The sequence below is a fragment of the Desulfofundulus australicus DSM 11792 genome (assembly GCF_900129285.1).
Classification (GTDB): Bacteria; Bacillota; Desulfotomaculia; order Desulfotomaculales; family Desulfovirgulaceae; genus Desulfofundulus; species Desulfofundulus australicus.
Genome location: NZ_FQUW01000037.1, coordinates 1 through 12,678 on the forward strand (window position 1 = coordinate 1; position 12,678 = coordinate 12,678).

18 protein-coding genes are annotated in these 12,678 nt (G+C 53.4%); 17 read left to right on the plus strand and 1 reads right to left on the minus strand.

The window, feature by feature from the left end; genetic code table 11:
- On the plus strand, positions 1-96 hold a 96-nt coding region (locus BUB44_RS16145; RefSeq protein ID WP_423219797.1), incomplete at its 5' end, for a hypothetical protein.
- 356 nt (positions 97-452) lie between these two features.
- Here BUB44_RS16145 and BUB44_RS12360 read toward each other — a convergent pair.
- Positions 453-1,871: an aspartate aminotransferase family protein gene (locus tag BUB44_RS12360; RefSeq protein WP_027357409.1), complete on the minus strand. Its 1,419-nt coding sequence runs from the start codon at positions 1,869-1,871 to the stop codon at positions 453-455.
- A 305-nt stretch (positions 1,872-2,176) separates the two neighbouring features.
- On the opposite strand from BUB44_RS12360, the gene ylxM reads away from it, so the two are divergent.
- The 16 genes from ylxM to nuoH all read left to right on the plus strand — a co-directional run bounded on the left by ylxM (position 2,177) and on the right by nuoH (position 12,677).
- Entirely contained in the window at positions 2,177-2,515 is a 339-nt protein-coding gene (ylxM, locus tag BUB44_RS12365) for a YlxM family DNA-binding protein (RefSeq protein ID WP_027357408.1), read from the plus strand.
- A 4-nt stretch (positions 2,516-2,519) separates the two neighbouring features.
- Entirely contained in the window at positions 2,520-3,890 is a 1,371-nt protein-coding gene (gene ffh, locus BUB44_RS12370; RefSeq protein WP_207545660.1) for a signal recognition particle protein, read from the plus strand.
- A 114-nt stretch (positions 3,891-4,004) separates the two neighbouring features.
- Positions 4,005-4,271: a 30S ribosomal protein S16 gene (rpsP, locus tag BUB44_RS12375; protein ID WP_027357406.1), complete on the plus strand. Its 267-nt coding sequence runs from the start codon at positions 4,005-4,007 to the stop codon at positions 4,269-4,271.
- A 21-nt stretch (positions 4,272-4,292) separates the two neighbouring features.
- A complete protein-coding gene (locus tag BUB44_RS12380; RefSeq protein WP_027357405.1) occupies positions 4,293-4,520 on the plus strand; it encodes a KH domain-containing protein in 228 nt (75 codons plus the stop codon).
- A gap of 87 nt (positions 4,521-4,607) precedes the next feature.
- Positions 4,608-5,039 carry a YlqD family protein gene (locus BUB44_RS12385; protein WP_027357404.1) on the plus strand — a complete coding sequence of 144 codons (432 nt, stop codon included), beginning with the start codon at positions 4,608-4,610 and terminating at the stop codon, positions 5,037-5,039.
- The gene (rimM, locus tag BUB44_RS12390) at positions 5,023-5,541 is read left to right on the plus strand and encodes a ribosome maturation factor RimM (protein ID WP_034635452.1); all 519 of its coding nucleotides are present in this window, start codon (positions 5,023-5,025) and stop codon (positions 5,539-5,541) included. The genes BUB44_RS12385 and rimM overlap by 17 nt, the downstream gene beginning before the upstream one ends.
- Positions 5,542-5,554: 13 nt before the next feature.
- Positions 5,555-6,304, plus strand: a complete 750-nt coding sequence (gene trmD, locus BUB44_RS12395) for a tRNA (guanosine(37)-N1)-methyltransferase TrmD (protein WP_073166824.1) — start codon at positions 5,555-5,557, stop codon at positions 6,302-6,304.
- A 157-nt stretch (positions 6,305-6,461) separates the two neighbouring features.
- The gene (gene rplS / locus BUB44_RS12400) at positions 6,462-6,803 is read left to right on the plus strand and encodes a 50S ribosomal protein L19 (RefSeq protein WP_027357401.1); all 342 of its coding nucleotides are present in this window, start codon (positions 6,462-6,464) and stop codon (positions 6,801-6,803) included.
- Positions 6,804-6,878: 75 nt separating this feature from the next.
- On the plus strand, positions 6,879-7,445 hold the full coding sequence (gene lepB / locus BUB44_RS12405) for a signal peptidase I (RefSeq protein WP_027357400.1): 567 nt from the start codon (positions 6,879-6,881) through the stop codon (positions 7,443-7,445).
- Positions 7,446-7,458: 13 nt separating this feature from the next.
- The gene (gene ylqF, locus BUB44_RS12410; RefSeq protein ID WP_027357399.1) at positions 7,459-8,307 is read left to right on the plus strand and encodes a ribosome biogenesis GTPase YlqF; all 849 of its coding nucleotides are present in this window, start codon (positions 7,459-7,461) and stop codon (positions 8,305-8,307) included.
- A 124-nt stretch (positions 8,308-8,431) separates the two neighbouring features.
- A complete protein-coding gene (locus BUB44_RS12415; protein WP_073166826.1) occupies positions 8,432-9,037 on the plus strand; it encodes a ribonuclease HII in 606 nt (201 codons plus the stop codon).
- A 98-nt stretch (positions 9,038-9,135) separates the two neighbouring features.
- Positions 9,136-9,495, plus strand: coding sequence for an NADH-quinone oxidoreductase subunit A (locus BUB44_RS12420; protein WP_073166830.1), 360 nt, complete (start codon positions 9,136-9,138; stop codon positions 9,493-9,495).
- Positions 9,486-10,025, plus strand: coding sequence for an NADH-quinone oxidoreductase subunit B (locus tag BUB44_RS12425; RefSeq protein ID WP_073166832.1), 540 nt, complete (start codon positions 9,486-9,488; stop codon positions 10,023-10,025). The genes BUB44_RS12420 and BUB44_RS12425 overlap by 10 nt, the downstream gene beginning before the upstream one ends.
- Positions 10,018-10,476 (plus strand): NADH-quinone oxidoreductase subunit C, encoded by a 459-nt coding sequence (locus tag BUB44_RS12430; RefSeq protein ID WP_073166834.1) that lies wholly within the window; start codon positions 10,018-10,020, stop codon positions 10,474-10,476. Before BUB44_RS12425 ends, BUB44_RS12430 begins: the two co-directional genes overlap by 8 nt.
- Positions 10,477-10,504: 28 nt before the next feature.
- The gene (locus BUB44_RS12435) at positions 10,505-11,599 is read left to right on the plus strand and encodes an NADH-quinone oxidoreductase subunit D (RefSeq protein WP_207545662.1); all 1,095 of its coding nucleotides are present in this window, start codon (positions 10,505-10,507) and stop codon (positions 11,597-11,599) included.
- A 25-nt stretch (positions 11,600-11,624) separates the two neighbouring features.
- The gene (nuoH, locus tag BUB44_RS12440) at positions 11,625-12,677 is read left to right on the plus strand and encodes an NADH-quinone oxidoreductase subunit NuoH (protein WP_073166839.1); all 1,053 of its coding nucleotides are present in this window, start codon (positions 11,625-11,627) and stop codon (positions 12,675-12,677) included.
- Position 12,678 lies beyond the last annotated feature (1 nt).

Below are 12,678 nucleotides of genomic sequence, written 5' to 3' on the forward strand. Positions count from 1 at the left end.
ATTGCCGATGAAACCGTGGGCACCAGCGGCGAGGAGATCCTGCCCTTCCTGGAGGAAAAGGGACACCCGGCCCTGAGCATGCCTCCGCTGCTGTAGAAGGTGGAGATGAAAACGGGCTCAGGGGTAGTTCAGTAATAAATTGTTATTCCCCCTTTTCTTTGGCAAGGTTAAGCTCCCTTGGCAGAGCTTTAACCTTCTTCCCTGGCCGCTCACTGGCAGTTGGGTGGCGGCAGGGATATAAACTCCTTGGCTTTCCGGTATAGAGACGGGCCCTTCTCTGTACCGGGTACCTCCCTTCGAGGGCTGTTCATCCCACTACAAAATGTTGTCGGCCCGGCGTTCATGGCGCCGGGCACTTTTTTTCGCAAGGAATGTCTGGCATGATTAAATCCGGGGTTTAACCCGGCTCAGGTCAGCATGACCAAATAATTACCAAATAATTAAATTTGGATTTACTCCCGCTGGGTTAGTGATTTCAGTATCGTTTTTGCCCCGGCGGTGGCCATGCTTATGAAACCCCGGTGCCGCTGGAAAATATCCTCCAGGGCTGCGACCACCCGGTCGACGTGTTCCCTGGTAACGCAGAGGGGTGGCTCCAGCCGGATGACATTGGGATTGTTCAGGGTATAGGCTGTAATTATGCCGTGGTTGTTTAAAAGCTCCCCGGCAACCAGGCTCCCTGTGTATTCTTCAGCCAGCTTGCCGGCCAGCCCGAAAGTGACTTTTGAAGCCAGCCTGCCGGGCTGGTTGAATTCCAGTCCAATCATCAGGCCCCGTCCCCGTACTTCTTTTAAAAGGGGGAAGCGTGTTTGCAGCTCTTTGAGGCGGGTGAGGAAGTAGTCACCTATCTCCCGGGCCTGTTCCACCAGGTTTTCCTCATATATTACCTGAATGGCAGCCAGTGCTGCCGTGCAGGCCATGGTATTACCTCCAAAGGTTGAGGTGTGTAATAGCGCTTTTTCCATTCCCCCGTAGGCCCTTTGCCATATCTCGTCCGTGGTGATGTAAGCTCCCATGGGCATAACCCCGCCACCCAGGGATTTGGCCAGGCACATGATATCCGGTTCCACCTCTTCTGCTTCACAGGCAAACATATATCCCGTACGGCCGAAACCGGTTTGCACTTCATCGGCAATAAAGAGGGTGCCGTAGCGGCGGCAAAGCTCGCGGGCTTTTTTCAGGTAGCCGGGAGGTGGAAGTATAATCCCTCCCTCGCCCTGAATTGGTTCTACAATAAAGGCTGCTGCTTCCCGGGCTTGCAGTGCCTTTTCCAGGGAATGGAGATCACCGTAGGGCACGGCCTGGCAGTGTGGTACCAGGGGGGTAAAGGGTTTTTGATATTTTTCCCGCCCGGTAACCGAAAGGGCACCCATGGTTTTCCCGTGGAAGGAACCCTGGCAGTAGATTATGGTACTGCGGCCCGTGGCCGCCCGGGCCAGTTTAATTGCTCCTTCCACCGCTTCCGCTCCACTGTTGCAGAAAAAGGAACGTTGCAACCTGCCGGGAGTTATCCGGGCCAGGTTGTGGGCCAGGGCAGCTGCAACCGTTCCCAGGGAAGCCTGGAGAATGTTGGGCATCTCCTGAACACGCTGCAGGGCGGCCAGTATTTTGGGATGGTTGTGCCCCAGATTGAGGGCACCATAGCCGCCCAAAAAATCAAGGTACTCGCGACCCTGGCTGTCCCATACCGAAATGCCCCGGGCCCTTACGTACTGCCGGTCAAAGTTTAAAAGCTCCATCATGGTAGCCAGGCTGGCATTTAAGTATTTCTTGTGCAGATTCTTAACCTGTGCCCTGGTCAGGGAAAGGGCTTCCTGGAGATCCAGAAGTGAACCGGGCTCCCCCTGAACCTGTCCGGTTTTATTGGCCATTGTTTTCACCTCTTGTCCGTTAACCAGATGGCTGCTGCCGGTATTTTTTATAAAAAAGACAGGGCGAAAATATCATGGATACTGTAACAGCAGGCCGGATTTGTTGATGTGGCCATTGCATGTTAACGGCGAGTACAGCGGAAAATTGTTACAGGATTATACAGCCATATTAACACTGCTGTAGATGGGTTGTCAAATACGTTCCCCTTGACAGGGACCGGTCGATTCATTAAAATTTAGTGTAAAGTATCTGCCCTTTATAGGTTACAAGAGGATTACAGCCGGGATCAGCGGGAGGACGGGGCATGGAGAAACTGGCCTGGATGAACCTCCTATATGATTTTTACGGGCAGCTGTTAACCCAGCGCCAGCAAAAATTTGTGGAACTTTATTACGCCCACGATTTTTCCCTGGGCGAAATTGCCGAGCAATTTGGTGTTAGCCGCCAGGCGGTTCACGATGTACTGAAAAGGGCAGAACATATTCTCACCCGGTACGAGGAAAAATTGGGTCTGGTAGCCAAATTTATGGATCAGCGGCGTCAGGTAGGCGAAGCCCTCGCGTTGCTGGATAATAGTAATAATTCACTGGATGAGAAAACTTTAATGCGGGTGCGGGAAATTTTACGTTCTATAATGGGGTGAGATAATGATTTTTGCAGGCCTGGCCGAAAAATTACAGGAAACCTTCCGCAGGTTGAAAAGCAAGGGCCGGCTTACGGAAGCAGATGTGGACGAGGCCATGAAGGAAGTACGCCGTGCCCTCCTGGCTGCTGATGTAAATTTCCAGGTGGTAAAATCTTTTGTGGCCCGGGTCAAGGAGCGGGCAGTGGGACAGGACGTTTTATCCAGTTTAACGCCGGCACAGCAGGTAATAAAAATAGTGCGGGAAGAACTGGCCGGCCTGATGGGTGGGACCCAGAGCAAGCTTAATATGGCTCCCAAGCCTCCCACTGTGGTTATGATGGTGGGTTTACACGGGGCGGGGAAAACCACCACGGCAGCCAAGCTGGCCAACCTGATGCGTAAGCAGGGCCGGCGCCCGCTGCTGGTAGCATGTGATGTTTACCGGCCGGCAGCCATCAAGCAGTTACAGGTACTCGGCGAGCAACTGGATATACCTGTATTTTCCATGGGCGACCGGCATACCCCGGTGGATATCGCCCGGGCGGCTGTGGAACATGCCACCAGGCAGGGACGGGACCTGGTAATCATTGACACGGCCGGGCGCCTGGAAATAAACGAAGAGATGATGGCCGAGCTGGAGGAGCTCAAGGCTGCTTTACGCCCCCACGAAATTTTGCTGGTGGTTGATGCCATGACCGGCCAGGTGGCGGTTAATATAGCCGAAACCTTCAACAAGCGGCTGGGGCTGGACGGTGTGGTGCTGACCAAGCTGGACGGTGATACCCGGGGTGGTGCAGCTTTATCCATAAAAGCCGTTACCGGCTGTCCCATCAAGTTTGTTGGGGTCGGGGAAAAACTGGATGCCCTTGAGCCATTCCACCCGGACCGCATGGCCGACCGGATCCTGGGGATGGGGGATGTGCTTACCCTGATCGAAAAGGCACAGGCCAGTTTTGATGCCGAACAGGTGGCCCGTTTGAATAAAAAAATCCGCAGTGCCGATTTTACCCTGGATGATTTCCTGGAGCAGCTTCAGGAGGTAAAGAAACTGGGGCCGATCCAGCAAATCATCAGCATGCTTCCGGGGCTGGGGAATATGAAAAAGCTTAAGGAACTGGGAGACATTGATGACAGGGAACTGGTTTATGTAGAAGCCATCATCAGGTCCATGACTCCCTGGGAGCGAGCCCATCCCCATGAGATTAACGGTAGCCGCCGCCGGCGAATAGCCCGGGGCAGCGGGACTTCGGTACAGAAGGTTAATAGCGTTTTAAAGCAATTTGAGCAGACGCGCAAAATGATGCGCCAGCTGGCTGAAATGGGCAGGGGGGGCAAGAAAGGGGCCAGGCTACCCAGAAACCTGTTTCCGGGTAAGGACAATCCCCTGTTCTAGTTCTGATTTAGAATGAGCTGTTAAGGCAGGCTGGATGCGGCCATTCATACCTTGCGTCCAGCCAGTTTCTCCGAAGAATATATTTCATATTTTAGAGGAGGAGGTGAAATTACTTTGGCTGTTAAAATCAGGCTGAGGAGGATGGGGGCCAAGAAAAACCCTTTTTACCGTATAGTGGTGGCCGATTCCCGTTCCCCCCGGGATGGCCGGTTTGTGGAGGAATTGGGGTATTATGATCCCCTGAAAGAACCGGCAGAAATAAAGATTGATGAAGCCAAGGCGCTCAAGTGGCTTAAAAACGGTGCCCAGCTAACCGATACTGCCCGGGCGTTATTCCAGAAAGCCGGGTTATTGAATAAACCCGCCGGGGAGAGCCAGTAGTTTGGGGAGGTCTAAAGGGTAATGAAAGAAGTGGTGGAGATCCTGGCCAAGGCCCTGGTGGATCAACCCGATAAAGTAAGTGTTAATATGATTGAAAAAGATAAATCCTGGCTGATAGAGCTCAAAGTAGCTCCAGAAGATATGGGTAAGGTAATTGGCAAGCAGGGTCGCATTGCCAGGGCTATTCGCACGGTAGCCAAGGCTGCGGCCGCCAGACAGCGTAAAAAGGTAACCGTGGAGATAGTATAGTATAGTATAAAAAGAAATGGGGGAGGGGATACTTACCTCCCCCGTGAATATCTGGGCCCGCAGGGGTGAGGCGGCAGGCGATGGTCTATGGAAAAAATGACCCTTATGGTTCCTGTGCTGGTTAAAGTTAAGGTTACCGATAAGTACAAACAGGCCTTGAGCGCCGATATTCAGCAGGCCATTCACCAGCTTGATATGCAGATGCAGCACCTGGAATTTCAGGCCCGGCGCGTAGTTGCCGAGCTGGAAAAGAAAAATCCTCAGGGTATTCCTGCAGCACGGCAGCAGATCGAACAGGAGCGCAGCCGCAGGTTGGAGGCCAGGGAAAAATTAGTAGATAAGCTAAAGGAAGTAGCCCGGCTGAACCCGGGGGAGGAGGTTGTTCAGGGCCAGCTTCAGTGCCTGGTGGAATTAAAAGTGGGGGATAATTTCCAGGAAATTGTAAGCAGGGAGATCATTCTGGAAGATGGGATGGTCGTCGAAATCCGGTCAACTGGAGGGAATGTTTCCGGTGGTTGATTTCATTAACATTGGTAAAATTGTTACCACCCAGGGTCACCGCGGGGAAGTGCGGGTGATGCCCCTTACCGATTTTCCCGAACGTTTTGAGCAAATGGACGAGGTATTAATTTATCACAATGGGGAAAGGAAAACCTATCATATTGAGAAAACATGGTACCATAAAAGCTTTGTCATTCTCAAGTTCAGGGAAGTGCAGGATATGAATGCGGCTCTGGCTTTAAGGGGGGCATTCCTGCAGGTGACACCGGATCAGCTGGTTGACCTTCCCGAGGACACATATTATGTTTTTGAGATTATCGGCCTGGATGTATATACCCCGGAAGAGGGCTGGCTGGGAAAGGTTACCGATGTCCTGGCCACAGGTGCCAATGACGTTTACGTGGTGGAGGGAGAGGACGGCCGGCCCCTGCTGATACCGGCATTGAAGAGCGTGGTAAAGAAAGTTGATCTGGATAAAAAACGCATGGTGGTAGAACTGCCTCCGGGTTTGAAGGATTAACGGGTGATCTGCCATGATAGTGGATATATTAACCCTGTTTCCGGAGATGTTTGCTGGCCCTTTTGACGCCAGTATTATTAAAAGGGCGAGGGAAAAAGGCCTGGTGGAAATCAACCTGATCAACATCAGGGATTTTTCCCGTAATAAGCACCGCACCGTGGATGATACTCCCTATGGCGGCGGGGCCGGTATGGTGATGGCTCCCGAACCTTTATTTGAAGCCATGGACTGGATTCATGCCCACCGTGGCCGGCCCGGGAGGGTTATCTTACTGTGCCCGGCCGGACGCCCCTTCAACCAGGAGATGGCGGCAGAACTGGCCCGGGAGAGGCATCTGGTCTTCATCTGCGGGCATTATGAAGGTATTGACGAAAGGGTGGCCGAGCACCTGGTTACGGATGAAATTACCATAGGTGATTACGTGCTCACCGGCGGTGAGTTGCCGGCCATGGTGGTGGTGGATGCCGTATGCCGCTTGATTCCCGGGGTGCTGGGAGAAAGGGCGTCGACAGTTGAGGAATCCTTTAGCGATGGCCTGCTGGAATATCCCCATTATACCAGGCCCAGGGAGTACCGGGGCTACTGTGTACCGGAGGTGCTCTTAAGCGGCCATCACGAAAAGATCCGCCTCTGGCGGCGGCGGCAATCTTTGCTGCGCACCCTGGCCAGCCGCCCGGAGCTGCTGGCCAGGGCTTCCCTGACCGACGAAGACAGGAAAATCCTGGCCTCCGTTCTCGAGGAGATAAAAAGCCTTATTTCTTAATGTACCGGGTATTTTTAAAAGAACGGGGGTAAACTTTGCCCCACTCCTTGCTTCGCCCGTTATCGCTATGGTATAATTTACTTTGTTGATTTGTGGACGGTCCGGTGATGGGCTGATACACTAATGACCACCGTTCAGCAGGAAAGGGGGGCTTAAGATGAACCTGATTCAATCCCTGGAGCAGGAACAGATGAAAACAGATATTCCCGACTTCCGTCCCGGGGACACGGTAAGGGTGCATGTCAAGGTGGTGGAAGGAAACCGGGAGCGGGTTCAGGTGTTTGAGGGAGTAGTTATCCGCCGCCGCGGTGGCGGCCTGAGCGAGACTTTTACCGTGCGCCGGGTATCCTATGGCGTGGGAGTGGAAAGAACCTTCCCCCTGCATTCTCCCAGGATTGAACGGATCGAGGTAGTCCGGCGGGGCCATGTGCGGCGGGCCAGGCTCTATTACCTGCGTCAGCTGCGGGGCAAAGCTGCCCGGATTCGGGACAGAAGATAGTCATAATATCTTTACCCTGGGGACTGTCGCGGCAGTCCCTTTTTGGCTTTTATGCCTGGTGGGAGGGAAGCGAGCGTGGAGGATGTGGACCGCGAAACGAATCTTGCTGAAACAACCCGGCAGCCTGGAAACAAGAAGTCTACGCTGGGAGAAATTCTTGAATCGGTGGTTATAGCCGTTCTCCTGGCGGTCGTTATAAGACTTTTTATTCTGGCTCCTTTTTATATACCATCGGGTTCCATGGAGCCGACCCTGCAAATTGGAGACCGCATTATTGTCAGCAAGCTGGCCTATCGTTTTGGTGAGCCCCGGCGGGGTGATATTGTGGTCTTTAAATATCCCCTGGATCCCAGCCGGGATTTCGTCAAGCGGCTGATTGGCCTGCCGGGTGAGACGGTGGCATTACGGGATAATCGCCTTTACATTAACGGGCAACTGGTGGAAGAGAACTACTTACCCCCGGATATTCATTTTGCCGATTTTGGCCCGGTAAAGGTTCCCCCGGGGTATTATTTAATGCTGGGCGATAACCGCAATAACAGCGATGACAGCCGTGTTTGGGGTCCCCTTCCCCGGGAGAACATAATAGGAAAGGCTATTTTAATTTACTGGCCCCTTGAGCGCATCGGTTTGCTGCATTAAAAGGTGATTTGAGATGCCCGTTCAGTGGTTTCCCGGCCATATGGCCAGAGCCAGGCGGCTGGTTCAGGAGAATCTCAAACTGGTAGATGTGGTTATTGAGCTGCTGGATGCCCGGATTCCAGCCAGCAGCCGTAACCCGATAATCGAAGAAATTGCGGCCAGGAAGCCCCATCTGGTGGTGCTGAACAAGGAAGATCTTGCCGACCCGCACCTTACCCGGATGTGGCTGCAGTGGTTTTCTGCTCGCGGTCTGCCGGCCCTGGCGGTAGATTCCGCCCGGAAAAAAGATCTGGTGGAAGTTCCGGTGCAGGTGAAGCGCCTGGCGGAAAATAAAATAGCTTCCCTGGTTGCCCGCGGCAGGCGTCCTCCCCCTCCCCGCTGCATGGTCGTGGGTATACCCAACGTGGGCAAGTCTTCCTTTATTAATGCTTTAGCTGGTTCCCGCGTTACCCGTACGGGTAATCGCCCAGGGGTTACCAGGGGGCCGCAGTGGATTCGTCTTGCCGGAGAGGTGGAGCTTCTGGATACCCCCGGTGTGCTCTGGCCCAAGTTTGAAGATCCCCGGGTGGGTCTGAAGCTTGCTGCCACCGGTGCTATAAAAGAAGAGGTTTTTGATGTGGAAGAGGTGGCTGCCTGGCTGGTGGAGTGGTTGCGGCAATCTTCTCCCGCATCTTTAAAAAAACGTTACGGTCTGGAAGAACTTCCATCCCGGGGATACGAGGTGCTGGAACTGATTGGTGCCAGGCGGGGCCTGGTAGGGCGGGGAGGCAGGGTTGATCTCTACCGGGCCTCTATTCACCTGTTGAAGGAGTTTCGTGATGGGTGTCTGGGACGGTTTACACTGGATGCTCCTCCTGGATAATGAAAAAAAGGGAGGAAAAAATCTTTTCCCCGGGGAGGGATTTGTGCCTAAACCGCGAAAATTTTACTTTAGTAATATTGTTGTGCTCACGACAGTAACATAGCAATAAGGGGCATGACAATCATTGGGTTGCCTGGAAGACTGGTTTCGATACGAAGAAGAACTTTATGCGCGGGGTTATTCCCTGGTGGCCGGAGTGGATGAAGCCGGGCGCGGTCCCCTGGCCGGTCCCGTGGTAGCCGCAGCAGTAATCCTTCCGGGCCGGGTTTTTCTCTCCGGTCTTAATGACTCCAAGAAAATTCCCCCCGGGCGGAGGGAAGAGCTGGCTCACCAGATCAAACAGGTGGCTCTGGACTGGGCTATCGGTCTATCTACCGTAAAAGAAATAGAACTTTTAAATATTCATTATGCCTCTTTGCTGGCTATGCGCCGGGCAGTGCTGGGGTTAAAGGTGGTTCCTGAGTTCCTGCTGGTGGATGGCCGTTTTTACCTCGAATTGTCTTTACCTCAACGGGCCCTGGTGGGAGGGGATGCCTCCTGTGCTTCCATTGCGGCGGCATCAATACTGGCTAAGGTTGCCAGGGATCAGCTCATGCGGATTTGCCACCACCTTTACCCCCAGTATGGTTTTGACCATCATAAAGGTTACCCTACCGTGGAACACCGGCAGGCTCTGGCCCGCTGGGGGCCATGCCCCCTGCACCGGCTTACCTTCCGCGGGGTGAAATAGGTTTTCTGGTCCGAGGAGTTACAAAATTCACAAGTGTTTTGCCGGGCTGCTCACCCGGATGATTGATGTAGTGAATTTGCCTGGGAAAGGGGGGAGATATGGTGCTTTCGGAATGGACGGGGGTATTGTTATTCTTCATCGGTGGGCTGCTGGTTGGTGGCGGGGCCATAGTAACCAGTTATTTAATTCATCCACGTCGTATTCAGGCTCAAAAATATGAGCCTTATGAGTGTGGCGTGGATACCATCGGTCCCACCTGGGTGCAGTTCAAGACCAGCTATTTTCTATATGCCTTGCTTTTTGTTATTTTTGACGTGGAAACAATTTACCTGTACCCCTGGGCCGTTAAGTTCCAGAGCCTTGGCTTGTTTGCTTTTATCGAAATGATCATTTTCCTGTTTATTTTAATTGTGGGCCTCTGGTATGCCTGGAAGGAAGGAGCGTTGGAATGGAAGTGACCAAGGATAACCATCCGGTGGAAAAGATGACGAAGGACCCGGCAGTTGTCAATGAGGTCAAGCGTCTGGTATATATTGCCCCTTTGGAAAAGCTCCTGAACATTGCCCGGGCCCATTCCCTGTGGCCGCTGGGTTTCGGACTGGCCTGCTGTGCCATCGAGGCCCTGATGGCTGCCAATGCTTCCCGCTTTGATCTTTCCCGCTTCGGATACGAGGTTATGCGCGGAACTCCGCGGCAGGCAGATGTGATGGTTGTGGCGGGTACGGTAACCAAGAAGGCGGCTCCCTTTGTGGTGCGGCTCTATGAGCAGATGAGTGAGCCCAAGTGGGTCATTGCCGTGGGGAGCTGTGCTATTTCCGGGGGGCCCTTTGTGGATTCCTACCATGTTGTTCCCGGGGTGGATAAGCTATTGCCGGTGGATGTTTACGTACCCGGGTGCCCGCCCCGGCCCGAGGCGGTCATCGAAGGGTTTATGATGCTGCGGGATAAAATCAAGAATCCAAAGGTGGTGACGCTACCCCGTGGCTAGTTATGAACCGCCTGTAGAACTGCTGGAAGCTTTGAAGGAGAAATTTCCCGCTATTGAAATTGCAGGGGAAGGGGTTCTTCTGGTTCCTGCGGGGGATCTGATTCCCCTGATGACGGAATTAATGGAAAACCCCAGTTATGCCTTTGATTACCTGACCAATCTTACAGCTGCCGATTATCCCGATCGTTTTGAAGTTATTTATAACCTGGTATCCTTAAAGCACAATTACACGCTGATGGTCAAGGTTAAGCTGGAGGATAAGGAAAACCCTGCCGTACCTTCCCTTTGTCCTCTCTGGGGTGGGGCCAAATGGCAGGAGCGGGAGGTATACGATTTGATGGGGATCAACTTCACGGGTTATCCGGGACATCCCACCCGTATCCTCCTGGACGATAGCTTTGAAGGCCACCCCCTGCGCAAGGATTTCCAGTGGGAAGGTGGCAGGGAGTAGCCTTCCACGATTTTCGGGAGGTGTGTCAATGAAAACACAAACATACGTACTTAACATGGGCCCCCAGCATCCCAGTACCCACGGTGTGTTCCGCATCATCCTGGAGCTGGACGGCGAGGTGGTGGTGAAGGCCACTTCTGTGCCCGGCTACCTGCACCGGGGGATTGAAAAGCTGGCAGAAGCCCGGACCTACACCCAGGTCATTCCCTACACCGACCGCATGGACTACCTGGCTTCAATGTTGATGAACTGGGGTTATGTGGCGGCGGTGGAAAAGTTAATGGGTGTGGAGGTGCCCGAGAGGGCTGAATATATCAGGGTTATTGTGGGTGAGCTTTCCCGGATTGCCAGCCACCTGGTGGCCGTGGGCACCTACAGCGTGGACATCGGCGGGTTTACCGGATTTCTTTATTGCTTCCGGGACCGGGAGCGGGTGCTGGACCTTCTGGAAATGGTTTCCGGTTCCCGCATGACTTTCAGCTACTTCCGCATCGGCGGCGTGGCTGACGATTTACCCCCCGAGTTTTTCCCACCCCTGCAGAAATTCTTAAAGGATCTGCCGTCCCTGTGCGACGAATATGACGGCCTGATTACGGGTAACGAGATCTTCCAGGCCCGGACGAAATACGTGGGGATCATCACTCCCGAGATGGGTATCAAATACAGCCTGAGCGGTCCTGTTTTAAGGGGCAGCGGCATCCCCTATGACCTGCGCAAGGTCCGGCCTTACGGCGTATACGACCGGTTTGATTTTGAAGTGCCGGTGGGGAAAAACGGGGACTGCTTTGACCGATTTGTCTGCCGGATCAAGGAAATCCGCCAGTCGGCCCGCATTATCCAGCAGGCGATAGAGGGCCTGCCTGAAGGCCCTATTATGGCCAAGGTACCCAAGGTAATTAAACCTCCTGCCGGAGAGGCTTATGCGGAAATAGAAAGCTCCAAGGGGATCCTGGGCTGTTATGTGGTCAGTGACGGCAGTACCAAACCCTACCGGGTACATTTCCGCCGGCCCTCCTTCATCAACCTGGGTTACCTGGATGAACTGCTGGTAGGCTGGAAGATTGCCGATGTTATAGCCATCCTGGGCAGTTTAGATATAGTTCTGGGCGAAGTTGATTGTTAAAAAATGGAGTTAGGGGAGAAGAGGCATGGGTGAAAATATTTTTACCGGTATTGCCGAGAGCCTGCGGGCCTTCCTGTATGGTGCCGGTGTGCCTCCCTTGGCCAGCGAATTAATTGTTCTGATTGTCAAGCTGCTGGCAGTAATTATATTTGTTTCCCTCAATGTCGTCTGGCTGGTGTACATGGAGCGGAAGATCGCCGCATATATTCAGTGCCGGATTGGACCAAACCGGGTAGGGCCCAAAGGCTTGCTGCAAACTGTGGCCGACGTGGTGAAACTCCTGGCCAAGGAAATTATTATCCCGCGGCGGGTGGATAAGGTCGTTTACCTGGCTGCTCCCATTCTTGTTTTTGTACCCCCGATGCTGGCTTTTGCCGTCATACCGTGGGGAGATGGTATGGCCCCCATCGACCTGAATATAGGTGTCTTCTATATACTGGCTGTTGGTTCTCTATCCACCATCATTTTCTGGATGGGCGGCTGGTCCTCCAACAACAAATACTCCCTGGTGGGCGGTATGCGGGTGGTGGCCCAGATGGTCAGTTACGAGCTGCCCCTGGTGCTTTCCCTGCTGGGAGTGATCATGCTGACCGGAACCCTGAGCATCACCGAAATTGTCAATGCCCAGCGCGGCACGTGGTTCATTTTTGCACAGCCCCTGGCTTTCCTGATTTATTTCATTGCCGGGGTTTCCGAGGTCAACCGTGTTCCCTTTGACCTGGTGGAGGGTGAGTCGGAGATCATTGCCGGTCCCTATACCGAGTACAGCGGCATGGCCTACGCCATGTACATGCTGGCGGAATATGGCAACATGATGGTCATATCCTGCATGTGCACCATCATGTTCCTGGGTGGCTGGCTGGCACCCTTCGGGTGGACCTTCCTGCCTTCCTGGTTCTGGTTCTTTATCAAGGTTTACCTCATGATCTTCATCTTTATGTGGATCCGCTGGACTTACCCCCGTATCCGGGTTGACCAGTTGCTGGGCTTTGGCTGGAAGGTGCTGGTACCTCTTTCCCTGGCCAACATATTTGTGACCGGTGTAGGTATGTACATTTACCGGGCGATAGGGTGGTGAT